Below are 22,906 nucleotides of genomic sequence, written 5' to 3'. Positions count from 1 at the left end.
AGGCGATAACCTGTCAGCACTGTTTTTCTGACATAACGGGAGAGATCGCCATGATAAAAACAGGATTTGCCACGCTGTTACTGGTTGTGGCCGGGAGCGCCAGTGCACAATCACACCTCGATCAGGTACTGGAAAGTAAAGTGCTGACGGTCTGTATCACAGGAGATTACCGGCCTTACAGTGTGCGGCGCGCGGATGGTCACTATGAGGGGATTGACGTAACGATGGCACAGTCACTGGCGAAAAGCCTTGACGCACAAATCAAATGGGTGCCGGTTACCTGGAAAACGCTGATGCAGGACTTTCTGTCGGCGCGGTGCGATATTGCGGTAGGAGGTATTTCTGTCACCCTGAAGCGCCAGCAGACCGCGTGGTTTGCCAGCGCCCTGGGCAGTAACGGTAAAATCCCGTTGGTTCGCTGTGCTGATAAGGCAAAGTACCGCACGGTCGATCAGCTAAACCGGCCTTCGGTACGGCTGATTGAACCGGCAGGCGGTACCAATGAAGCGTTCGCCCGTGATGTGTTGCCGAAAGCAAACCTGACGCTGTTTCACGATAACGTCACCATCTTCCGGCAACTGGTGGATAAAAAAGCCGATGTAATGATAACCGACGCCTCTGAAGCGCAGTATCAACAGAAGCATTATCCAGAGCTTTGTGCAGTCAATCCCCAGCAGCCGATGCAGTATGGTGAAAAGGCCTGGATGCTGCCGCGTGATGACATGAGCTGGAAACTGTATGTCGATCAGTGGTTGCACCTGAGCCTCGCCACTGGCGAATATCAGAAGGCGGCTGGAGAGTGGTTGTCCACCGCACAATAGCGCACCCGGCGGGAAATACAGACGCCCGCCGTCATCCATCTTGCTCCACGGTTACCTGTGACAGAACCTGCCCGGATAAGGTACTATCCTCGCCAAACGATCCCGCTGTGGCGTGTCGATCACGCCGCGATATGAGGAACCAAGAATAATGAGTGATCTGACGCAGGATGGTGCAGAGCGTCGTGCCCTGCATAAGTTTACGGAAGAAGCCTACCTTAACTATTCCATGTACGTCATTATGGACCGTGCGCTGCCCTATATTGGCGACGGGCTTAAGCCCGTGCAGCGTCGTATCGTCTATGCGATGTCGGAGCTGGGACTGAATAACAGTGCCAAGTTCAAAAAATCAGCGCGAACGGTCGGTGATGTGTTAGGTAAATATCATCCTCATGGGGACAGTGCCTGCTATGAAGCGATGGTGCTGATGGCACAGCCTTTTTCCTATCGCTATCCGCTGGTCGATGGGCAAGGCAACTGGGGGGCACCGGACGATCCCAAATCCTTTGCGGCGATGCGTTACACCGAATCGCGGCTGTCTAAGTATGCCGATCTGTTGCTCAGTGAGCTGGCTCAGGGCACCGTTGACTTTATCCCGAATTTCGATGGAACGATGCAGGAGCCTTCCATACTGCCTGCCCGTTTGCCAAATATTCTGCTCAACGGCACCACGGGCATTGCCGTCGGCATGGCGACCGACATCCCACCGCACAACCTGCGTGAAGTTGCGCAGGCGGCGATCAAATTGATCGACTCACCCAACGCGTCGCTGGATGAGTTAATGGACATTGTTCAGGGGCCGGATTACCCCACCGAAGCAGAGATCATCACGCCGCGTAATGAGATCCGTAAAATTTACCAGAACGGACGTGGTTCAGTGCGGATGCGTGCCGTATGGAAAAAAGAGGATGGCGATGTGGTGATCACCGCATTGCCACATCAGGTTTCCGGCGCGCGCGTGCTGGAGCAGATTGCCACGCAGATGCGTAACAAAAAGCTGCCGATGGTGGAAGATCTGCGTGATGAGTCCAACCATGAGAACCCGACGCGGCTGGTAATTGTTCCGCGCTCCAGTCGCGTGGAGATGGAACAGGTGATGAATCATCTGTTTGCCACGACAGATCTGGAGAAAAGCTACCGCATCAACCTGAACATGATCGGTCTGGATAACCGCCCGGCGGTGAAAAACCTGCTGGAGATTATCAGCGAATGGCTGGTTTTTCGTCGTGCAACCGTGCGTCGCCGCCTGAACTTCCGTCTGGAAAAAGTGCTGAAACGGCTGCATATACTTGAAGGTTTGCTGATTGCGTTCCTCAACATCGACGAGGTGATCCATATCATCCGTAGCGAGGACGAACCTAAGCCGGAACTGATGGCGCGTTTTGGTATCAGCGAAACCCAGGCCGAAGCGATCCTTGAACTGAAATTACGTCATCTTGCCAAACTGGAAGAGATGAAAATTCGCGGTGAGCAGGATGAGCTGGCCAAAGAGCGTGACAGGTTGCAGGAGACCCTGGCTTCTGAACGGAAGATGAACACGTTGCTGAAAAAAGAGCTTCAGGCTGACAGCGATGCCTATGGCGACGATCGCCGTTCTCCACTGCGTGAACGTGAAGAAGCGAAAGCCATCAGCGAAAACGAGCTGGTGCCTTCCGAGCCGGTGACGATTGTGCTGTCGCAGATGGGCTGGGTGCGAAGCGCCAAGGGACATGACATTGATCCCGGTGGCCTGAGCTATAAAGCGGGTGACAGCTACCATGCTGCCGCGCGCGGTAAGAGCAATCAGCCGGTGGTGTTTATTGACTCTACCGGGCGCAGCTACGCGCTGGATCCTGTCACTCTGCCATCGGCGCGCGGGCAGGGCGAGCCGCTGACCGGCAAGCTGACGCCGCCGCCGGGTGCCATCATCGAACAGGTGCTGATGGAATCCGATGAACAAAGACTGCTGATGGCGTCTGATGCCGGTTACGGTTTCGTCTGTACTTTCGGCGATCTGGTCTCACGTAACCGTGCAGGGAAAGCGCTGTTGAGCCTGCCGGAAAACGCGAAAGTGATGACGCCCATCGCCATTCATCACGACGATGAACTGTTGCTGGCTATTACTGCAGCCGGAAGAATGCTGATGTTCCCGGTTGCTGATTTGCCTCAGCTGTCGAAAGGGAAAGGCAATAAAATTGTGTCTGTCCCGGCGGCCCAGGCGGCCTCCGGTGAGGATAAGCTCAGCTGGCTGCTGCTGCTGTCACCGCAGGCGGCTGTTACGCTCCACGTGGGTAAGCGAAAACTCACTTTACGCCCGGAAGATCTTCAGAAGTTCCGCGCAGAGCGTGGACGAAAGGGTACGCAGCTGCCGCGTGGCCTGCAACGCATTGATCGGGTTGAAGTGGATGTGCCAGCGCGTGCGAAAACGGGCGACAGCGAAGCGTAACCGCCCGTCGGGTGAGCGGCAAAAGCGCTGCTAACCCGGTGAAATGCGGCATATTCCACCCACTCAGGATATACTCTGGTCGGGCCTGCTGGCCGGGTCTGAAAGCAATAACGAGGATGTGATGCTCTCCATTTTACGTTTCATCATAGTAATTACCTATTCGGTGCTGGTCTGTGTGTTTGGCAGTATTTATTGCCTCTTCAGCCCACGCAATCCACGTCATGTGGCAACGTTTGGTCATCTGTTTGGCCGCCTGTCGACGGTTTTTGGCCTGAAGGTTGAACTGCGTAAACCCGCCGGGGCGGAAAATTTTCCGAATGCTATCTATATAGCCAACCACCAGAATAATTACGACATGATCACCGCGGCCAACATTGTGCAGCCGACAACCGTCACCGTCGGCAAGAAAAGTTTGCTGTGGATCCCCTTTTTTGGGCAGCTGTACTGGCTGGCGGGCAATTTGCTTATCGATCGTGATAACCGGGCCAGTGCACATGGCACCATTGCTGAGCTGGTTAATCAGTTCAAAAAGAAAAAAATCTCATTCTGGATGTTCCCGGAAGGCACCCGTAGCCGTGGGCGTGGGCTGCTACCGTTCAAAACGGGCGCTTTCTATGCGGCAATGGCAGCCGGTGTGCCGGTTATCCCAATAGTGATTAGTGACACACACAACAAAATTAAACTGAACCGGCTGAAAAACGGCCTGGTCATTGTTGAGATGCTGCCACCGGTGGATACCTCCTCCTTTGCCGACCAGTCGGTGCGCAAGCTGGCAACCCACTGCCGTGAACTGATGGCGGCTAAACTGGAAGAACTGAACGCGGAAGTAGCCACTCGCGAAGCCGCCGGTAACCGCTAGCACCGGCCTCGCCACACACAGCATTTATCACAATCATAAAAATGGATAGTAGCCCGGTTACCGGGCAGCTTTTGGGTCACGGAGTGTTTATGTCCTTTAGTCGTCGTCAGTTTCTTAAGACATCCGGCACGGCACTGTGCGCCAGCGCGCTGCCTTTCAGCGTTCACGCTGCCGGTCCGGGCACCCCATTACCGGTTCCTCCATTAGTTGAATCCCGCCGTGGACAGCCGGTTTTTCTTACCCTGCAACGCAGTCACTGGTCATTTACCAGTGGCAGTAAAGCTCAGGTATGGGGGATTAACGGCCTGTACCTTGGCCCTACCGTGCGGGTGTGGAATGGTGATGATGTCAAACTGATCTACAGTAACCGCCTCAGTGAGCCGGTGGCGATGACGATCAGCGGTCTTCAGGTTCCGGGGGCGTTGATGGGAGGAGCGCCGCGGCTGATGTCACCGGGCGTCGACTGGGCACCCGTGATGCCGGTTCGCCAGCCTGCGGCAACCTGCTGGTATCATGCCATTACGCCAAACCACATGGCCTCGCATATCTATAACGGTCTCGCAGGAATGTGGCTGGTGGAAGATGAGATAAGTAAAGCATTGCCGCTGCCAAATCACTATGGCGTGGATGATTTTCCGCTGATTATTCAGGACAAACGCATCGATAATTTCGGCTCGCCGGAATACGATCCGCCCGGCAGCGGTGGCTTTGTTGGTGATACGCTGCTGGTTAACGGGGTACAGAACCCCTGGGTTGAGGTTTCCCGTGGCTGGGTGCGCTTACGGCTGCTCAATGCCTCCAACTCCCGTCGCTACCTGTTGCAGATGAGTGACAGCCGTGCATTTAACGTTATTGCCAGCGATCAGGGACTTCTCCCGGCGCCGGTGGCCGTGCAGCAGCTTTCGTTGGCACCGGGAGAGCGACGCGAGATTCTGGTGGATATGAGCCAGGGGGATGAGGTGTCGATTACCGCGGGTCGTGCTGCGGGCATTGTCGAACGCCTGCGGGGGTTGTTCCAGCCATCCAGCATGTTGACCTCCACGATGGTGCTGACGCTTAGCCCTACCGGGCTGTTGCCGCTGGTCACGGATAATCTGCCGATGCGACTGCTGGCCGATCAGGTGATTGAAGGCAGCGTCAGCCGAACGCGGGAATTTCGTCTGGGTGATGCTCAGCCGGGAATCAATGGTGCCCTGTGGGATGTGGGGCGCATAGATACTCAGGCGCAGCTGGGCACTTATGAGCGCTGGGTAATTTATGCTGATTTGCCACAGTCATTTCATATTCAGGGCGTGATGTTCCTTATTAAAAACGTCAACGGTGCGCAACCAATGGTGGAAGACCGCGGATGGAAGGATACGGTCTGGGTGGATGGCAGCGTGGAGCTGTTTGTTGCTTTTACGCAACCGTCTTCCGCTCATTTCCCTTTTGTCTACTACAGTCAGACGCTTGAAATGGCCGATCGTGGAAGTGGCGGACAACTTCAGACACAGCCAGCGGTTTAAGCGCGAGAGAGAAACAGCCTGCATGTCACGGCTGTTTATTCTCGGCGAGGTTAATAATTTTATTTGAAATTTATGCCGTGCTGGTCCTGATACAGTTTCAGAACAATGCAAATAATTAACTTAGCGCTGCTCTGCAGAATGCCAGTGGGGGAATCATTAAAACCCCGGCCGCGCAATAAATTGTGTTGCCAGGGTATGGAATAATCAGTATTAGGGTATTTTTTTGACAGATTTAAGGTTCGTTTTTCTTTTCCAGAACAATGGCCGTGCCACGCCAATGGCTTGAGTCGCCCGGACGGCCCAGGGATGAGATATACATATATTCACCGCCTTTCTTATCGACCTCTGCTCTCAGCGCATCAACCGCTTTTGTCTTACCACCTCTGACGTTCGATACGGACACGCGTTCTTTCTTAATGTAATTATTGAGTTCGTTTTTGGGTATGATCTGTGCTGCGAAAACTGAGCTACTCAACATGGTAAGAACGATAAATGAAATCATTTTTTTCATTGTAAAACCATCCATAATTAAAGGTGATTGGTTGAAACTTTCATTTATAAACAGTATGCAATTTTAATATGAAATATCCAGAGCTACTTTGTAAATTTATCTGCGGTTGCAGTCTTTTTATCCGCTGTTATTAATATCATTTACTTTCTTTTTTTGTGTATTCCTATGAAAAGATGTGTTTTTTTAACTGCAAGTTCCTCTGATCTGCATTAATTTTTGGTTCTTCATGATTGTATTTTTAAGAATAATAAGAAAATATCATTCTGATTTAAAAAAGGTTTAAAGTAATGACAAAGAGAAGTGGAAAGCCTGCTGCTACACAGGCTTTCCCTGGTGTTAATTAAGGTCCGTTGTCTATTAAAATAATTAAGCTGGATTGTTAATTAAAAACTAACCAGCCTTAATATCAATTCAACGTATCAGGATCCGGCCCAAGACGATGGCCTTTGTCCAGCGAGGTAATTTCGCTAATTTCAGTTTTTTCCAGACGGAAGTCGAATACCTGAAAGTTTTCCACTATGCGCGATGGTGTGACCGATTTTGGTATCACCACCAACCCACTGTCCAGATGCCAGCGGATCACAATTTGCGCCGGTGTTTTGCCATATTTCTTCGCCAGATTTTTGAAAACGTCCTGCTCAAACACCCCTTTACCGCCCTGTGCCAGTGGGCTCCAGGATTCGGTCTGGATTTGATGCAGGGCATTCCAGGCATGAAGCGAACGCTGTTGCAGCATTGGGTGCAGTTCTACCTGATTAATAACCGGACTGACACCGGTTTCCTCCATCAGGCGTTTCAGATGGGTCTCATTGAAGTTACAGACGCCAATACTTTTGGTCAGCCCCTGTTTCTGTAGCTCAATCATTGCTTTCCATGCGGCAACATAGTTATCTTTTGCCGGACAGGGCCAGTGCATAAGATACAAATCTACGCTGTCCAGCCGCAATTTTTTAAGACTGGTTTCCAGCGCTGCCGGCGCATTGAGCTGATCGTCGTTCCAGAGTTTGGTGGTGATAAAGATATCATCACGCCCCACCTCCGTTTCCTGCAGTGCCTGTCCGATTCCTTCCTCATTTTTGTATATTGCCGCAGTGTCAATGGAACGATAGCCCACCTCCAGCGCTTTCAGGGCGGCGTGTCGTGCCTCATCAATGCTGGCCTGCCATACGCCAAGGCCGATTTGCGGCATCATAGTGCCATCGCGGAGTTTAATTACCGTTTGCTCTGTCATGATGTCTCCTTTTACAGCCAGTAAAGCCGCCGACGTGTGCCGACTGAGTGATCCTAAGTTTAGTTGAGTTTAGCCGACCATCAGGTAAATCTTGTGGTGGTCAGAAAGGCTAACTGTGGTAATGGTGGGTGCTGCACATGTTTCTCTCTTGCTGTTGCCTGCTTCTGCGCAACGCTGGCGTATTACGGGGATATTCGCCATCATGAGGCATATAAATTGAGAGGATAAACTATGGATCGCAGCACCCTTTGTACCCGGCTGGCTGGGCAGGTGGTGGATCTGGTCTCAGCTGGGACATCGGCGATAAGCGTATTGCCGGATATTCGCCTGATTTATGCTAACCAGCCAAGTGGACGTACCCCGGTTTTGTACAGCTCAGGGGTTGTCATTCTGTTTCAGGGCCGTAAAACAGGCTACCTTGGCAATAGCGTTTTTCACTATGACGCGACCGAATATCTGATGCTGACGGTACCGTTGTCAGTAGAATGTGAGACTTTCGCCACCCCTGAAGAGCCACTGGCCGGTATCTTGCTGAATGTTGACCCGGTTAAGCTACAGGATCTGGTGGTGGCCATTGGTGATGACAACAGCTTTCAGCCGCAGCCACAAACCCGTGGGATCCACTCCTCGGCCCTTACGCAAGAGATACTTTGCGCAGCAGAACGGCTGCTGAATGTGCTTCAGGAACCACGGGATGCCCGTGTTCTGGGACCGCAGATTATCAGGGAAATTCTCTACTACATCCTGCTGGGGCCATGCGGAGGTGCGTTAATGGCACTGGTCAGCCGTCAGACACAGTTCAGCCAGATTGCCCGTGCGGTGCGGTGTATTGAAAGTCATTACACCGATAATCTCAGCGTGGACAGGTTGGCCTCTGAAGTAAATATGAGCGTCTCAGCCTTCCATCATCATTTCAAAGCGGTGACCAGCACCTCACCGCTGCAATACCTGAAAAGCTATCGTCTTCATCAGGCGCGTATGCTGATGTTACAGGAGGGAGTGAAGGCCAGCGCTGCGGCGCTGCGGGTGGGGTATGAAAGTGCATCGCAGTTCTCACGCGAGTTTAAGCGCTATTTTGGCGTCACACCAGGCGAAGAGATTGCCCGTATGCGCCAGTCTGGACCGAAATAGCGTTTAACTATCTCAGACCTGCATACCTTATGGAAAATATGGCTCGATACTGCGGTAATATCCTTTTTTATCAGGGGTGTATTTTTGTCTGCAAGAACATATTCATTTTTAAATAACACCTTTTCTAATGAAGGGGAAATATTTTTATATTATATATTGGTTTTTATTTTGTGGTAATGAATTTTGAGGGTCGTTTATAGTGTCGGTGATGACGTTATTTTTAAACCCTGATTAGTTTATGCTAATAATTGCAATTGATATGCTGAATATAATGATATTTAATCATAAGCAGAATAAATTTTACGCTTTATTTTTATTAACTGTGGTCTGCCTGAACGGACGAAAATATATCATTTTTTATGCGACGGTGCCCTGCATCCTTAGCTGCTGCCTGCAAGCTCCGCGGGGCTGGTCGTGTACAGACCTGCTTTCACAATAACGCTTTTGGGACAGCTTATAACTGAAGTCATGTTGTGAGTGGGATGTTTCCGATGGTGCGGATTCGGCTTTGTTTTTTTTAAATTCCAGATCGGCAAGAGGCCTTTTCTAAGGTCTTTTACACGCTGCTGACAGGTGAGGTTGAAGCCACCTTCCAGGATGGAGTTATTTACTTTATCGTTTTTCCGTTTCCCTGGGGCCGGGCTATGATTAAATGATTGCATCAGACCCACAATACTCTGGGACAGCCAATACAGATAGCGGGACTTCTGAACGTGAGAATGGCAGGAAGGCCCGTTCTGAAGCACTAATAAGAGAGTAATATAATGAGAATAATCAGTATATTGCTGGATGCAGATCCCAAACAATGGTTTTGATTAATGGTGATCTTACGGCGTTTGGCCATGGCTGGTAACGCTTGAAAATGGCCGAATTGCTAAATGTACTCAATGGGCCTCATCGATATGGATTAGGGAACCATGATATTAAAAATAATTATTTGGATGAGAAAAATAATGGTGCGGCAACCGATACGATGAGGGAGTTCATCGTTCATTATAACTCACTCTCTCTTGAAAAAATCATGGGATGTCACTGTAGTAAGCCAATCTAACAGTACTGCTTATACCGGAAGTTTTAACTATTTATGGGATAAAGGTGATTTTCATTGTATTCAGTTAAATAATTTGATCTCCCCCAGCAACAGAGGACACGGGACCAGGTGAGTAAACGCTCAATCAGAGGTAACTCATGACAAAACCAGCCTCAACCAACAGGAAGTCCCGTAAACCATTCTCGCCTGAATTGCGCAGCGAAGCCCTGAAGCTTGCTGAGCGTATTGGCGTTGCCGCTGCGGCGTGTGAACTCTGTTTGTATTAATCCCGGCTTTGTAGCTGGCGTTGCAAACAGTAAATCTCGTGAAAGTGAGTTAGCAGCTGAAAGTGTCCGCCCTAAGCAGCAGCTGACGGAGCAGGCTGCGGCACATCAGAAAGTGACGGGGTAGTCTTATCCGGTGCCGGGACAGAAAAAGAAAAAATTTATTCATTATCTTTTCTGAATTGAAATAAGGCTTCCGGGATTGGTTGGCGTTAAGTCTGGAGATTCTGATCGTTTCTTTTTTGGCGCTCAGGAGTAAATTTTATCGATTGTATTCGTTTCATCAGAATGGCAATTTTACAAAAAAATGGGCAAACACGATTAACGCCAGGCCATTGTTGATTTGCAGCTATTGTCAGCCCGCTGAAATGGAGTGCAAGTCTGACAGAACGAATGCGAACCTGTTCTCAGCTAATGTGGGCCGAAATCTGTGCTGAATGGCGAGTCGCTACAGATAACGGCCTGTTTCTCACACTGCCGTGCAGATTTTTAGCTTACTTTAACCCGTTTCCATATCAGGGCCAGACTGGTGAGTATTCCAACGCACAGCAGCACCAGTGGCAGGATTAGCAGGATTGCCATCACCTGATCTTCATGCCGCTTGATGAATGGCACATGACTGATGGTGTAGCCCAGCGTGACCAGAATCCCGACCCACAGTATCCCGCTCAGCCAGTTGAAAATCTGAAAACGGGTGCCATTCAGACCTGAAATTCCCGCCATAGTGGGCAGGATTGTGCGAACAAATGCGAGAAACCGTCCGATCAACAGGGCCATCAAGCCATGCCGGTGAAACAGGTCCCAGGCTCTTTGATGGTACTGGACCGGTAGATGCAGCAGCCAGCTTTTCACTATCCGGGTGTTGCCCAGCCAACGCCCCTGCAAATAGCTAAACCAGTAGCCCAGACTCGCGGCGAGTGTCAGGATCACAACGGTGGGTACAAAACTCATTGCCCCTCTTGCAATCATTGCTCCTGCCAACAGCAACAGGCTGTCTCCTGGCAGGAACGCGGCTGGCAACAGGCCGTTCTCCAGCAGGAGTGTCAAAAACATAATGCCATAGACGATATAAATTACTTCAGGATTAGCCAGGGCGGCAAAATCCTGTCGCCAGAGTGCCTGAATAATCTCGTGTAAAACCACCATGTTGTATCCTGTTTACCTTGTCGCACTTCACATTGTACTTATCATCTTACCGTTGCAGTTTGAGCGCTGACGCACAGGCGTTGATGCAACGGCCATTTAGCCTGTTCAGGCCGGACAGTCGGCCAGACGGATAAACCCTGCGGCGAGATCGGCAATCAGGTCATCGACATTTTCCAACCCAATATGCACCCGTACCAATGTGCCACTGAAATCGATGCCGCCCACCGGACGAATAGCGGCCAGTTCATCGGGTTGATTGGCCAGGATCAGCGATTCGAAGCCTCCCCAGGAGTAGGCCATACTGAAGTGCTCAAAATGGTCGAGATAAGCCGCCAGCTGCCGGTCGCTAAGGCGTGCCTTCAGGACAAAGGAGAACAGCCCGCTACTACCGGTAAAATCCCGTTTCCAGAACTGATGCCCCTTACACTGTGGTAACGCCGGATGGTTAACCACAGCGACCTCCGCTCTCTCCGCCAACCAGTTTGCCACTTGCAAAGCGCTTTCCTGGTGCTGGCGAAGCCGGACCGCCAGCGTTCTCAGTCCGCGGCTTGCCATATAAGCGGTATCGGCATCCACCATCTGTCCCATCAGATAAGAGTTTTCACGCAGTTGTGCCCAGCAGCGTTGATTGGCAACGGCGGTACCGATCATCGCGTCAGAATGGCCAATCAGATACTTGGTACCAGCCTGGACAGAAATGTCGATCCCATAGTTCAGCGCCGGAAACAAAATACCCGCCGCCCAGGTGTTATCAAGGATGATGACCGCCTCAGGTGCTTTACTGCGCACCGCCGCGACGATAGCAGGAATATCCTGAATTTCCATGGTGATGGAGGCAGGGGATTCAAGAAATACCACCCGGGTATTGGGTTGCACCTGTTGTGCAATGTCGGCACCGCTACAGTGATTGAACCAGCTGGTCGATACCTTCATTTTACTAAGGATCTTGCTGCAAAAGTCCTGAGTCGGCTCATAGACCGAACCCGCCATCAGCACGTTATCTCCGGCAGAGACGAAGGCAAGAATGGCATTTGCCACTGCGGCGGCACCGCAGGGGTAAAGTACACATCCAGCACCGCCTTCCAGTTCAGTCATCGCCTCCTGCAACGAGAAGTGGGTGAGGGTGCCCCGGCGGCCATAGAACAATTCCCCATCAGCCCTGCCTGCGGTGGCGCGTTTTTTATCGGCAACGGTGTCAAAAACAAGTGATGAAGCGCGCTGGATAACGCTATTAACTGCCCCCTGGGTATAGCGCTTACGGCGTCCGGCGGCAATCAGCGTCGTTTCAATTTTTTTGCTGTTCATGGTGGTGATCTGTTTGCGGTTAGCGAGTTGTCTCTAACGTTAACATGCCGGGCGGAAGTGGGAAATTCGTCAACCGAATAATTGATAAGATTTAGCAAATGCTGACCGCGAAAATCTGTCGGAGAAGTATAAAAATCGGTGTCCCTTGGTCAAATAGTAATGATAACCACTATCAATTCGTCATTGATTTGGTATGATCCGTGCTGGTTTTTTTTATCCGTTTTTCCTTGGAGAGACAGCATGACGAATGATTTTATGCAGACGGATCTCTCCGTCTGGGGCATGTACCACCATGCAGATATTGTGGTTAAAGTGGTAATGATTGGTCTGCTGCTGGCGTCGGTTGTGACATGGGCTATTTTCTTCAGCAAAAGTGCGGAACTGAGCAGGGCAAAACGGCGGCTGAAACGTGAACAACTGGCTCTGGCCAGCGCCCGTTCTCTTGAAGAAGCGGCTGATACCTGTGCAGGCTTCAATGCCAACAGTCAGAGTATCCAGTTGCTGAAAGAAGCCGAAAATGAGCTGCTGCTGTCGCAGGGATCCGACGATAATGCTGGTATTAAAGAACGCACGGCTTTCCGGCTGGAACGTCGCGTAGCGTTTTTTGGCCGCCATGCCGGTCGTGGCAACGGCTTTCTGGCAACCATTGGTGCCATTGCCCCGTTTGTGGGCCTGTTTGGTACGGTATGGGGTATTATGAACAGCTTTATCGGCATTGCGCAGACCCAGACCACGAATCTCGCGGTGGTCGCGCCGGGCATCGCAGAGGCCCTGCTGGCCACGGCAATCGGTCTGGTTGCCGCCATTCCGGCGGTGGTCATTTATAACGTATTTGCCCGCATGATTGGCAGCTACAAAGCGATGCTGGGCGATCTTGCCGCTCAGATTCTGCTGCTGCAAAGTCGCGATCTGGACCTCGCGGCCAGCAGCAATACACAGCGTGCGCATCCGGCGCAGAAACTGCGGGCAGGATAAGTATTATGGCAATGCGATTAAATGAAGATGTTGATAGCAACGGTGAAATGCACGAAATCAACGTGACGCCGTTCATTGACGTAATGCTGGTGCTGCTGATTATCTTTATGGTTGCCGCGCCACTGGCAACGGTGGATGTTCGTGTCAATCTTCCTGCCTCAACCAGCGCACCTCAGCCGCGGCCTGAAAAACCGGTTTATCTTTCCATTAAAGCTGACAAACAGCTGTTTATCGGCAACGATAGGGTTAGTGCAGCGTCGCTGGTCGACAAACTGGATGGGGAAACGCAGGGCGACAAAGACACCACTATTTTTTTTCAGGCTGATAAGTCAGTTGATTATGAAACGCTGATGGGCGTAATGGATAAGCTGCGTCAGGCCGGTTATCTGAAGATTGGTCTGGTGGGAATGGAAACCGCCGGTAAATAATCTTTGTCAGATAACCCATGTCGACACGTCGTGTCGGCTTAATTTACCTGAAGACTGTTGAAAACCTCCGTGTATAAATGCCGCAAGAGCATCCCTGTCGGCCTGTGCCTTATCTTCTTGCGATAATTCTCTTTTTTAGCGTGCAATGGAAAATCAGCGTGAACCATGCCTCTGTTTTTAACAGAGGCATGGCTGGATGGCTGAAAATATCTTTACGGAGTTTTGCACCGAAATTGCCGGCGTGAGAATGTCGACTCTTTTTTGCGCAATTGGTTGGCATCAATGCGCACGATTATGCTGCCGTCAATAAGACCAGCGGAGTGAGATGTTGCAATCAGTGATTCTTCGCCCCGAACGGTGATCCCTTTGCTCTGCGGTTAACGGGCGGTCTTACTTACAGGCCGTTGCCAGGTGTCAAAATTGTGCATCACGGAAATTTCGGCGGTCCCGGCGGGCAACCCCGGTAACATCAACCGGCAGGTAAAGTTTCTCTCTGAAAATGCCGGCCTTTGAATAGATTCATCTGCTGCTCCGTCAGCAAAGGGGGGATGATTTTTCACCGCCAGATTTTGCAATGGAACCTGAACGGAAGACGTGGCGATGCCATTTCCCTCAGAGGTTCCGCCTGACGAACATCTGCTTAAATTAGCGCTGGTGGTGTTTATCCAGGGATAAAAAACCACTCCGCAGAGTGGTTGCCTGAAACAGCTCAACATTCAAAATGGGGTTTATCCCCCTTGCCCGCCAGCGATGGCGCTATACCTGTACCGCTGGAGAAACGGGGTGTTTCGTCTGATACTGGCGAACCAGCGGTTTGATAATCATGGTACCCGCCAGCCCACATATTGCGGCAACGGTCAGCCATACGCCTGGCATTGCTTTGTCACCTGTAACATGGATCAGGTAGCTGGATATAGCCGGTGTGAAGCCGCCAAACAGCGCGGTTGCCAGGCTGTAAGCCAGAGAAAATCCGGTAGCACGGACTTCAGCAGGCATCACTTCTGCCAGATATACCACCATTGCGCCGTTATAGCTGGCATACAGGAAAGAGAGCCAAAGCTCTGCAAGCAGCAGGTGATTAAAGCTCGGTGAGCCAACCAGCCAGTGCAGAACAGGCCAGGCTGTGGCAATCATCAGTACTGTAAACAGGAGTAACAGTGGTCGGCGGCCACAGCGATCGGAAACCGATCCCATTATCGGCAGCCAAATCAGATTCGACAGGCCGACGCACAGCGTCACAAAAAAGCTCTGTTTATCGCTCATCATCAGCACCGTTTTACCAAACGTTGGCGTGAAAGCGGTGATCATATAGAACATCACTGTGGTGGTAACCACCATCAGCATCCCTGCCAGTACCAGCGCCCAATTACTGGCCACGGAACGAAGGATCTGCCCGGTAGTGGGATGAACCTTACGCTGGCTGAATGCTTCAGTTTCTTCCAGCATGGTTCGGATCCAGAACAGGAAAGGCACAATCATACAGCCGATAAAGAACGGAATACGCCAGCCCCAGTCGTTCACCTGGTCTTTTGCCAGCAGGTGATTCAGCCCCAGACCCAGAAGGGCGGCAAAAATCACCGCAACTTGCTGACTGCCGGATTGCCAGCTGACAAAAAAGCCTTTGCGGTTTTTTGGGGCAATTTCAGCAAGATAGACCGACACTCCACCCAATTCCACACCCGCCGAAAATCCCTGAAGCAGGCGTCCCAGCAGGATCAGGATCGGCGCGGCGGCACCCAGTGTCTGATAACCAGGCACCAGCGCAATGGTCAGAGTGCCCAGAGCCATCAGGCTTAGTGTCAGTAACAGCCCCTTGCGGCGACCATGATGGTCGATATACGAGCCGAGAATAATGGCGCCCAGCGGGCGCATCAGGAAACCGGCACCAAAAGTCATCAGCGTCAGCATGAGCGAGGCGAAAGGATCATCGCCAGGAAAAAAGGTGTTAGCGATGGCGGAGGCATAGTATCCAAATACCATAAAATCATACATTTCCAGAAAGTTACCGCTGGTCACGTTGAAAATAGTTTTGGCATTGCCCTGAGGTTTTTTAGCAGGAGAAGTTAATTCGGTCATACAGCTTCCTTTATGTTTTTTTCCTTTCTAGCCCAGTCTGTCACTTTTTAATGTGACTGATCTCACCGTTAATGCACTGTGATTTTTTCATATTAGTAACAAAAAATTAACAAGAGGAGGTTGTTCTTCGTCAGGAAATTTCCAACGTAAATTAATTTAAAAATGGCTTATTGCTGTTTTTTACTCTGTTTTCCCGCTCTTTTGGCCTTTTTTTTGCGAAAAAATTCTGGAACTGGACGTATCTACTCAGTCTGCCAGGCTAAAGGTCAGGTCGCGTTATCTTTAATGAGGAGTCACCATGCCAGATCAATATAAAATGCAAGATCCGCTCACCCAGTATTATGCCGGTGAATATCCAAAACAGCGCCAGCAGGCACCGGGAGTACAGGCCAGGATGCAACCCCTCCCGGACTGTGGTGAAAAAACGTACCGTGGAAGCCAGCGTCTTGAAGGACGTAAAGCGCTGGTTACCGGCGCCGACTCCGGGATTGGTCGCGCTGTTGCCATTGCCTATGCGAGAGAAGGTGCCGATGTGGCTCTCTCCTATCTGGAGGATGAACAGCAGGATGCGGAAGACGTGGCCAGCCTGATCCGGCAGGCAGGGAGACGGGTGGTATTGCTGCCAGGTGATATCAGTGATGAAAACACCAGTATTAAGCTGGTTGCCGATGCCCGCAACCAACTGGGCGGCCTGGATATTCTGGCGCTGGTGGCTGGAAAGCAGGTTGCGGTGGAAAATATTGCCGAGCTGACCACCGAACAGTTTCGTCAAACCTATGATACCAACGTGATGTCATTATTCTGGATTACCAGGGCGGCTATTCCTCATTTGCCCGCAGGAAGCAGCATTATCACCACTTCATCCATTCAGGCCTGGCAGCCCAGTCCGTATCTGCTGGATTACGCGTCCACTAAAGCGGCCATCCTCAACTACACTCGCGGACTGGCAAAGCAGGTGGCAGAGAAAGGTATCCGCGTCAACTGTGTGGCGCCTGGCCCCATCTGGACACCACTACAGATTGCGGGAGGACAGACGCAGGAAAACATCCCTGAATTTGGTCAGCAAACGCCATTAAAGCGTGCCGGTCAGCCTGCTGAACTTGCCGGTGTCTATGTTTATCTCGCCTCGCAGGAGTCAAGCTACGTTACTGCTGAAGTGCATGGTGTCACCGGTGGTAATCATCTTGGCTGATCCCTGGCCCGGATGTGGTGTGAAGAGCGGATAAACTCCGCCTTTTCCTCTGTGTTTGTCCGCTGGTGTCATCCTGGCGGTTGGTCGCGTTATAATAGTGACCAAATCCTCTCGACGGTTCTGCCACGGTTATGACCAAGTATCAGCAATTGATCGACCAACTTCGGCAGCAGATATCTGCGGAAATCTGGTTGCCTGGCGAAAAACTCCCTTCCCTGCGTGAGCAGGCGGCACAAAGCGGCATGAGTCTGATGACGGTGCTGCATGCGTATCAGGTACTGGAAAGCCAGGGGCTGATCTGCTCCCGTCCGCAATCAGGTTATTTTGTTGCACCGCATTCTGAGCCAACCAATCAGTCTTTCAGCCACCAGAAAGTCCAGTTGGCTGGATCTGTTGATATTAACGGATTTATCTTTGAGGTTTTACAGGCCTGCCGTAACCCGGACATTTTGCCCTTTGGCTCAGCCTTTCCCGACCCGGAGCTGTTTCCTCAGCGGCAGCTAATGCGTTCGCTGACTGCCGTGTCGCATTCACTGAAACCGGCTGATGCTATCAACAACCTGCCTCCGGGCAATGAGGCTTTGCGTAAGACGCTGGCGCAGCGCTACGCTATCCAGGGGATCCACATTTCGCCGGATGAAATTGTGATCACCAACGGTGCGATGGAAGCCCTGAATCTGAGTCTGCAGGCGGTGACTGAACCGGGAGACTGGGTGGTCATTGAGAACCCCTGTTTTTACGGGGCGTTACAGGCCATTGAGCGACTGAAACTGAAAGCGGTAGCCATTACGACTGACCCGCAGTATGGCATTGACCTGCAAGAGCTGGAAAGTGCGCTGGCCCGTCTGCCAGTAAAAGCGTGCTGGATGATGAGCAATCAGCAAAACCCGGTTGGCTGCACGCTGACCAGGGAGAAAAAGCAGCAGCTGGTGGCGCTGCTGAAGAGGTATCAGGTCATGATGATTGAGGATGATGTTTACAGCGAACTCTATTTTGGTCAGGAAAAGCCGCTGCCGGCAAAGGCGTTTGATCGCGACGATCGCGTACTTCATTGCTCCTCATTCTCAAAAAATCTGGTTGCCGGTTTTCGCGTTGGCTGGGTGGCCGCTGGCAGACATGCACAGCGTATTCAACGTTTGCAACTGATGAGCACCCTCTCCACCAGCGCGCCAATGCAGTTGGCTCTGGCAAATTATCTTACTACCCGTCGCTATGACAGCCACTTGCGTCGGCTACGGCAGCAGCTGGAACAGCGCAAGGATCAGGCTCTTCATGCACTGAAACGGCACCTGCCTGCCGACGCCCGGATCCATGATTCCCAGGGAGGATACTTTCTGTGGATCGCTCTGGCGAAGCACATCAACACCACGCAACTCTGCTACCGGGCACTGAGGCACAACATCAGTATTGCGCCTGGGAAAATGTTTTCGTCCGGTGAGCAGTATTCCAATTGTTTTCGCTTTAATGCGGCATGGGAATGGGGTGATCAGCAGGAGAGGGCTGTGGCGACCCTGGGCAGGCTGATAGCGGAAATGCTGGCTGAATGATACCCCATGCAAAGAGACGTGATCAGACGAGGGAAGCTCGCTGTTGTCCCCATGCGAGGTGATAGACATCGTAAAAGTCCACTTCACCCTTTTTCAGCAACAGTTTCTCAATGCCCTGCCTGATGTGCGCTGGCACCTCAGGGTGGGTGAGAATTTCCTCAATCGCCCGCGGTGAAAGAGTACGTACATAGTACCATTCGCCGTTATAGCAGACCCGCAGATCGAGCGCATCGATATCTTCGAAACGATAGCGGGGATTAACATCGAGCAACATCAGTCCGCTCATCAGCAGCACAAAAAATGTTGCCCCCCAAAACGCTGGCCAGCCCAAAAATTCGGTAGTGAAAATAAGTGTCACGGTCAGGGCATAACAGAGGTACATCGATGCCCAGAGTCCGGGATGGTTTTTCAGAAAGGAAAAACTCAGTCGTGGTCGGTTATCACGCCGTTCTGCCTTATTCAGCATCTCAATCTCGCGCAGCAAAATTTGTTTAACGCTTTCCATAGTAAATCTCCCGGAAATAACTGGCCGTATTTCACTACAAATCATCGGTCAGCAGTAGCCACAGTCAGGTTCAATAAAGTTATAACAGTCATATCGTAAGCATGAAATTATGCGTTTAACAGACCATAATCCGTAAAGTTCTGGAAGTTTATCTTTTGGCAGGATTAATGAAATCAATCATCAACATGCTTGTTTGTGGTATTACACTTGTCTGCACCTCTCAAGCCCTGGCGATAGAGTGCGCCAGGGCATCCACTATCGTGGAGAGTACCATTTGCGAATCTCCCCAACTGGTGTGGCTGGATTCCGTATTAAATGATACTTATCGCAATATGATGCAGCTGGGAAACCCGCAAGGGGTCAATAAAATGACGCAGCAATGGCAGCGTTCGCGTGACGTCTGTACCAGCAGCGTCTGTTTGCGCTGGGCTTACCTTCAGGGAATTGGGCAGTTATATCATGCTCCTGAATCATTCTCATGGAGCGGAGAATGGTGGAATACATCGGCCACCAATGGCAATGGTGGTCGGTTAATTATCAGCAACGTAAATCAGTGGACGTTTGATTTTGATGCCATGGTCTGGGGAGGAACCTATAAAACAACCTTGCGTGGCAATGTCAGGATGTTCAGGGGCGTGGGTTTTGTCGATAACATCAAATGGGGAGCGGGTTGCCCGGTTATTTTTATCCCACATCCCGACGGCAAGATCACCATCAGCAGTGACAACGGTGGCAGTTGTAAGTTACTGATGCAACGCGGTATGGCGATAGATGGGGTTTATCAGCGAGCAGATAACGACCCGCGTCCTGCGGCCGCATTGCTGTCGATGGGAATATTTCCCTCGAAAGCGCTCGACGATCGTTTTCGTCAGCTGGTCGGCAAGGATTATCAGCAATATGTCAATGTGGCGAACAGTATTACCTATGCTACCGATCTGGATGACATCAATGCAACCGTGGTCACACTGGCGCTGAAAGGGGATGCAAGCCATCATGCGGCGATAATCATGTATACGCCGGACGGCAGGATATGGGCTTCGCGGGTGATGCCGAAGAGTGACAAACAACGCGAGGTACATACCGACTACATGACCACCGAAAAAGGCCAGAAAAATCCGCCGAATACTATCAACCACTGGCGTGCATTATTTGACAGTTAGCCTGCGTAGGGGATGTTCCATGCGCGGTGCCCATTTGCAAAACCACCTTGTCCGGCACTTTCATCGCAGGAGAAGAGAGACGTGGGGTGGCGGCAACGCGGAGGCTATATTCAGCCATCAGCGGCAAGTGTGCCGATAGCCCTGGCTGTTTTTGCCTTACTCATACAGATTTCTTTGGCCAGCGGGCGCTTTTTTGAAAAACATAAATTGGTTCAGTGGGATATCGAGCAGCGCAAAGAGCGCAATGATCATAATAAACCGCTGCATAATTTCGGTGAACTGCAACATAACGGCGATGATGGCATGGTTCAGAAAATAGCTTTCCAGACTGAGCAATAACGGTACCTTCTGTTGCAACATGATGCCGGTTATAACCAGCAACAGGGCGCATTTCAGTAGCACTTTCAGCATTGCTGCGACGCGCTGGCTGTTTGTCAGGTGTTTGATATAAGTGAGAGGGTTGCATTTTCTCACCCCAGGCGGAATACGTCGCGCAATAAAAATCCAGCCGTCGGGGAGCCTGTGCGACAGTGCAGAGGCCAGCAGGATGACCACCAGAGAAAGCGAGACTTTCAGCACCATCAGGGCTATCAGCTGCGTAAATTTATGCAGTGAACCTGCTTCATGGATATGGAATGCCAGTTGTCGTATGGCTATCAACGATCGACAGACTACACCGTGATACCATGGGGTAAATGCGATAAGGACCAGCAGGCAGGTGATTCGACCTACTGCCAGTCGCATGTTTTTTGGATGCGAAATATCTTCGTATTCGCGTAATTTTTTCAGTTTACGGACTCTGTTTTTTTTACTTTTATTATTAATTAAGAGCATCAGTTCACCTTTAACCGTTCATACTGCGTCAGAGTTTATTGGTGTGCCAGATAATATTGTGAGATGAACCAACAGCAGGAGCAGCGTGCTGATGGTAATGTCCGTGCAACCAGCATCGGGATAATTAATGAACGTCGATGTTTCTGCCACGTATACCAGATATTGGTCACCCGGTTTTCCGTGCAACGTTCTGTATCCAGATATTAAATTTCAACCGGGCTGATAGTGTGTTTTCAGATCACTCATCTGTTTCATTACTGTTGACTTGTTGATGGTTATTCTTCGGTTTTTCTACTTTTACGCTGAATATCATCATCACGGAGTCTGTCAGTGATAATGTTTTTTAATCTGGATTTCAATGCCTGTGGTTCCGCTACTGAAATGATATCTGCACCTCACTGAGAAATGTTTTTTCATAATGTAATTGTGATTTAAAATGGTCTGAAATAAACACATTTTCCTTTATGTTAATGTTTGTTTTTGTGCTTTTCTCTTTCCCGTCTTTGCTCATGGCTCTCTCCTTTTTCATTAACACTTAAAAATGAATCAGGCTGTCATTGGTAAAATAAATTAGACCTCTGTTTTCTCATTCAGGCAACCCCTCAAAGATTATTAATTTTTTATTATTTAACCCATTATTTTGTGTGGTTAATTTTTAATCCTTTGAAATATATCAATTTATTTTTTAATATATAATTAAAGTTAAGAAGATAAACAACAAAAATGTATACTTACCCCCATAGCAAGTGGCGGCGGAGGAGCTGCCATTTTATGAATAATTTTCTCTCTTATTCATGCCTTTCTTATGACTTAGTAATGAGGTTTGACAGGACGCAATAAATCATTATCACTGTGAGGTGAGTCCGAATGAAAATGAAAAGGAAACCATCTAATCGCAATGATTTTTATTTCGTTGCGCACTCTCATTCCAGTGTTTCACTGTTGTCAATGGCACGTCGCCTGGCAGAAGTCAATGTTCCCGTGTTGATAACTGGTGAAACCGGTACGGGAAAGGAGTGCGTGGCAAAATATATTCATCATCATGCTTTTAATTATGATGCACCCTATGTTGGCGTGAACTGTGCTGCAATTCCAGAAAATATGCTGGAAGCAATCTTATTTGGCTACGAAAAAGGGGCTTATACCGGGGCGATAAACAGCCAGCCCGGAAAATTTGAACAGGCGAATGGCGGAACCATCCTGCTGGATGAAATAGGCGATATGCCGATGGCGTTACAGGTGAAATTATTGCGAGTTTTACAGGAGAAAAAAGTGGAGCGCTTAGGCAGCCATAAATCCGTTCTGCTGGATATCCGCCTGATTGCCGCAACCAATAAAGATCTCGCTGTGGAAATTGCAGAGGGTCGTTTTCGCCAGGATCTTTTTTACCGTCTTTCTGTGGTACCTGTTCCCGTCGCTCCGTTGCGTGAAAGAAAGGAAGATATCATCCCGCTAACCGAATTATTTATTGAAAAATACCGTATGTTCTCCATCAGCAATCCCCGTATGACGGAGCAGGCGCGCAGCGCGCTGCTGGCCCACGACTGGCCGGGCAACGTACGTGAGCTGGAAAATGCCGTGCAGCGCGCCCTGATTTTGTGCGAGGGCGGTGCGCTGGATGCCAATTGTTTTGGCCTTGTGCCTTTGCCTGGCCGGCAGGAAAGCCTTTCAGTCCCGGAACGTGGCGAAAATAATCTGATTAAGCAACGTGGAAAACTGGCGGAATTCCAGTACCTCACCGATCTGCTGAAACGTTATCAGGGCAATAAATCACGTACCGCCGCTTTTCTCGGTATCACGCCGCGCGCGTTGCGCTATCGTCTGGCCAGTATGCGTGAACAGGGTTTTGACAACATTATCAACTTTTCTCTCCACGCCACGTCCGAAGGTAGGTAATAAAACCACCCCACCGGAGCCTGCCGGTTCCGGTGAGGGAGGAGGATA

18 protein-coding genes and 1 pseudogene are annotated in these 22,906 nt (G+C 50.5%); 12 read left to right on the top strand and 7 right to left on the bottom strand.

The features are described from left to right. Nucleotides 1–50: 50 nt before the first annotated feature. From EB241_RS09610 to ftsP, 4 genes are all read left to right on the top strand, one after another. On the top strand, nucleotides 51–821 hold the full coding sequence (locus EB241_RS09610) for a transporter substrate-binding domain-containing protein (RefSeq protein WP_124232966.1): 771 nt from the start codon (nucleotides 51–53) through the stop codon (nucleotides 819–821). Between the two features lie 148 nt (nucleotides 822–969). Beyond that, on the top strand, nucleotides 970–3,243 hold the full coding sequence (parC, locus tag EB241_RS09605) for a DNA topoisomerase IV subunit A (RefSeq protein WP_124232965.1): 2,274 nt from the start codon (nucleotides 970–972) through the stop codon (nucleotides 3,241–3,243). A 121-nt stretch (nucleotides 3,244–3,364) separates the two neighbouring features. Continuing rightward, nucleotides 3,365–4,102 carry a 1-acylglycerol-3-phosphate O-acyltransferase gene (locus EB241_RS09600; RefSeq protein ID WP_124233018.1) on the top strand — a complete coding sequence of 246 codons (738 nt, stop codon included), beginning with the start codon at nucleotides 3,365–3,367 and terminating at the stop codon, nucleotides 4,100–4,102. An 89-nt stretch (nucleotides 4,103–4,191) separates the two neighbouring features. Further along, entirely contained in the window at nucleotides 4,192–5,607 is a 1,416-nt protein-coding gene (gene ftsP / locus EB241_RS09595; RefSeq protein ID WP_124232964.1) for a cell division protein FtsP, read from the top strand. Nucleotides 5,608–5,839: 232 nt separating this feature from the next. Here ftsP and EB241_RS09590 read toward each other — a convergent pair whose 3' ends face one another. Beyond that, complete coding sequence (locus tag EB241_RS09590) at nucleotides 5,840–6,118, bottom strand: YdgH/BhsA/McbA family protein (protein ID WP_158612403.1); 279 nt, start codon at nucleotides 6,116–6,118, stop codon at nucleotides 5,840–5,842. Between the two features lie 406 nt (nucleotides 6,119–6,524). Next, nucleotides 6,525–7,349, bottom strand: a complete 825-nt coding sequence (gene dkgA, locus EB241_RS09585) for a 2,5-didehydrogluconate reductase DkgA (RefSeq protein ID WP_124232962.1) — start codon at nucleotides 7,347–7,349, stop codon at nucleotides 6,525–6,527. A 231-nt stretch (nucleotides 7,350–7,580) separates the two neighbouring features. Here dkgA and EB241_RS09580 point away from each other — a divergent pair, with 231 nt between their 5' ends. Together EB241_RS09580 and EB241_RS21440 are read left to right on the top strand one after the other, a co-directional pair. Beyond that, the gene (locus EB241_RS09580) at nucleotides 7,581–8,480 is read left to right on the top strand and encodes an AraC family transcriptional regulator (RefSeq protein WP_124232961.1); all 900 of its coding nucleotides are present in this window, start codon (nucleotides 7,581–7,583) and stop codon (nucleotides 8,478–8,480) included. A gap of 1,188 nt (nucleotides 8,481–9,668) precedes the next feature. Continuing rightward, nucleotides 9,669–9,891 (top strand): annotated as a pseudogene (locus EB241_RS21440) (IS3 family transposase); the annotation flags it as partial. A gap of 392 nt (nucleotides 9,892–10,283) precedes the next feature. On the opposite strand, the gene EB241_RS09570 reads toward EB241_RS21440, so the two are convergent. Together EB241_RS09570 and metC are read right to left on the bottom strand one after the other, a co-directional pair. After that, the gene (locus EB241_RS09570) at nucleotides 10,284–10,940 is read right to left on the bottom strand and encodes a DedA family protein (protein ID WP_124232959.1); all 657 of its coding nucleotides are present in this window, start codon (nucleotides 10,938–10,940) and stop codon (nucleotides 10,284–10,286) included. A gap of 105 nt (nucleotides 10,941–11,045) precedes the next feature. After that, nucleotides 11,046–12,245, bottom strand: coding sequence for a cystathionine beta-lyase (metC, locus tag EB241_RS09565; RefSeq protein ID WP_124232958.1), 1,200 nt, complete (start codon nucleotides 12,243–12,245; stop codon nucleotides 11,046–11,048). Between the two features lie 240 nt (nucleotides 12,246–12,485). On the opposite strand from metC, the gene exbB reads away from it, so the two are divergent. Next, on the top strand, nucleotides 12,486–13,220 hold the full coding sequence (exbB, locus tag EB241_RS09560) for a tol-pal system-associated acyl-CoA thioesterase (RefSeq protein ID WP_124232957.1): 735 nt from the start codon (nucleotides 12,486–12,488) through the stop codon (nucleotides 13,218–13,220). 5 nt (nucleotides 13,221–13,225) lie between these two features. Then, entirely contained in the window at nucleotides 13,226–13,648 is a 423-nt protein-coding gene (gene exbD / locus EB241_RS09555; RefSeq protein WP_124232956.1) for a TonB system transport protein ExbD, read from the top strand. Between the two features lie 756 nt (nucleotides 13,649–14,404). Here exbD and tcuC read toward each other — a convergent pair. After that, nucleotides 14,405–15,724, bottom strand: coding sequence for an MFS transporter (gene tcuC / locus EB241_RS09550; RefSeq protein ID WP_124232955.1), 1,320 nt, complete (start codon nucleotides 15,722–15,724; stop codon nucleotides 14,405–14,407). A 298-nt stretch (nucleotides 15,725–16,022) separates the two neighbouring features. Between tcuC and EB241_RS09545 the strand changes: the two genes are divergently transcribed. Next, nucleotides 16,023–16,916, top strand: coding sequence for an SDR family oxidoreductase (locus EB241_RS09545; RefSeq protein WP_124232954.1), 894 nt, complete (start codon nucleotides 16,023–16,025; stop codon nucleotides 16,914–16,916). 131 nt (nucleotides 16,917–17,047) lie between these two features. Continuing rightward, nucleotides 17,048–18,463, top strand: a complete 1,416-nt coding sequence (locus EB241_RS09540; protein ID WP_124232953.1) for an aminotransferase-like domain-containing protein — start codon at nucleotides 17,048–17,050, stop codon at nucleotides 18,461–18,463. Nucleotides 18,464–18,485: 22 nt separating this feature from the next. On the opposite strand, the gene EB241_RS09535 is transcribed toward EB241_RS09540, so the two are convergent. Further along, nucleotides 18,486–18,968: a YlaC family protein gene (locus tag EB241_RS09535; RefSeq protein ID WP_124232952.1), complete on the bottom strand. Its 483-nt coding sequence runs from the start codon at nucleotides 18,966–18,968 to the stop codon at nucleotides 18,486–18,488. 167 nt (nucleotides 18,969–19,135) lie between these two features. Here EB241_RS09535 and EB241_RS09530 point away from each other — a divergent pair, with 167 nt between their 5' ends. Beyond that, nucleotides 19,136–20,128, top strand: a complete 993-nt coding sequence (locus tag EB241_RS09530) for a lysozyme inhibitor LprI family protein (protein WP_124232951.1) — start codon at nucleotides 19,136–19,138, stop codon at nucleotides 20,126–20,128. Nucleotides 20,129–20,284: 156 nt separating this feature from the next. Here the strand turns inward: EB241_RS09530 and EB241_RS09525 are convergent, their stop codons facing one another. After that, nucleotides 20,285–20,962: an EscU/YscU/HrcU family type III secretion system export apparatus switch protein gene (locus EB241_RS09525; protein ID WP_124232950.1), complete on the bottom strand. Its 678-nt coding sequence runs from the start codon at nucleotides 20,960–20,962 to the stop codon at nucleotides 20,285–20,287. An 867-nt stretch (nucleotides 20,963–21,829) separates the two neighbouring features. On the opposite strand from EB241_RS09525, the gene EB241_RS09520 reads away from it, so the two are divergent. Further along, the gene (locus EB241_RS09520; protein ID WP_124232949.1) at nucleotides 21,830–22,858 is read left to right on the top strand and encodes a sigma-54 interaction domain-containing protein; all 1,029 of its coding nucleotides are present in this window, start codon (nucleotides 21,830–21,832) and stop codon (nucleotides 22,856–22,858) included. The last annotated feature ends 48 nt before the right edge of the window (nucleotides 22,859–22,906 follow it).

Source organism: Erwinia psidii, assembly GCF_003846135.1.
Taxonomy (GTDB): domain Bacteria; phylum Pseudomonadota; class Gammaproteobacteria; order Enterobacterales; family Enterobacteriaceae; genus Erwinia; species Erwinia psidii.
This window is presented reverse-complemented; position numbering and strand designations above follow the sequence as displayed.

Excerpts from the sequence above, each read along its gene's own strand:
- exbD (WP_124232956.1), top strand. The coding sequence starts at position 13,226 with ATGGCAATGCGATTAAATGAAGATGTTGATAGCAACGGTGAAATGCAC.
- EB241_RS09570 (WP_124232959.1), bottom strand. The coding sequence starts at position 10,940 with ATGGTGGTTTTACACGAGATTATTCAGGCACTCTGGCGACAGGATTTT.
- EB241_RS09520 (WP_124232949.1), top strand. The coding sequence starts at position 21,830 with ATGAAAATGAAAAGGAAACCATCTAATCGCAATGATTTTTATTTCGTT.
- metC (WP_124232958.1), bottom strand. The coding sequence starts at position 12,245 with ATGAACAGCAAAAAAATTGAAACGACGCTGATTGCCGCCGGACGCCGT.
- EB241_RS09525 (WP_124232950.1), bottom strand. The coding sequence starts at position 20,962 with ATGCTCTTAATTAATAATAAAAGTAAAAAAAACAGAGTCCGTAAACTG.
- EB241_RS09590 (WP_158612403.1), bottom strand. The coding sequence starts at position 6,118 with ATGAAAAAAATGATTTCATTTATCGTTCTTACCATGTTGAGTAGCTCA.
- EB241_RS09535 (WP_124232952.1), bottom strand. The coding sequence starts at position 18,968 with ATGGAAAGCGTTAAACAAATTTTGCTGCGCGAGATTGAGATGCTGAAT.
- EB241_RS09530 (WP_124232951.1), top strand. The coding sequence starts at position 19,136 with ATGAAATCAATCATCAACATGCTTGTTTGTGGTATTACACTTGTCTGC.
- dkgA (WP_124232962.1), bottom strand. The coding sequence starts at position 7,349 with ATGACAGAGCAAACGGTAATTAAACTCCGCGATGGCACTATGATGCCG.
- EB241_RS09610 (WP_124232966.1), top strand. The coding sequence starts at position 51 with ATGATAAAAACAGGATTTGCCACGCTGTTACTGGTTGTGGCCGGGAGC.
- EB241_RS09545 (WP_124232954.1), top strand. The coding sequence starts at position 16,023 with ATGCCAGATCAATATAAAATGCAAGATCCGCTCACCCAGTATTATGCC.
- EB241_RS09580 (WP_124232961.1), top strand. The coding sequence starts at position 7,581 with ATGGATCGCAGCACCCTTTGTACCCGGCTGGCTGGGCAGGTGGTGGAT.
- EB241_RS09600 (WP_124233018.1), top strand. The coding sequence starts at position 3,365 with ATGCTCTCCATTTTACGTTTCATCATAGTAATTACCTATTCGGTGCTG.
- exbB (WP_124232957.1), top strand. The coding sequence starts at position 12,486 with ATGACGAATGATTTTATGCAGACGGATCTCTCCGTCTGGGGCATGTAC.
- parC (WP_124232965.1), top strand. The coding sequence starts at position 970 with ATGAGTGATCTGACGCAGGATGGTGCAGAGCGTCGTGCCCTGCATAAG.
- EB241_RS09540 (WP_124232953.1), top strand. The coding sequence starts at position 17,048 with ATGACCAAGTATCAGCAATTGATCGACCAACTTCGGCAGCAGATATCT.
- tcuC (WP_124232955.1), bottom strand. The coding sequence starts at position 15,724 with ATGACCGAATTAACTTCTCCTGCTAAAAAACCTCAGGGCAATGCCAAA.
- ftsP (WP_124232964.1), top strand. The coding sequence starts at position 4,192 with ATGTCCTTTAGTCGTCGTCAGTTTCTTAAGACATCCGGCACGGCACTG.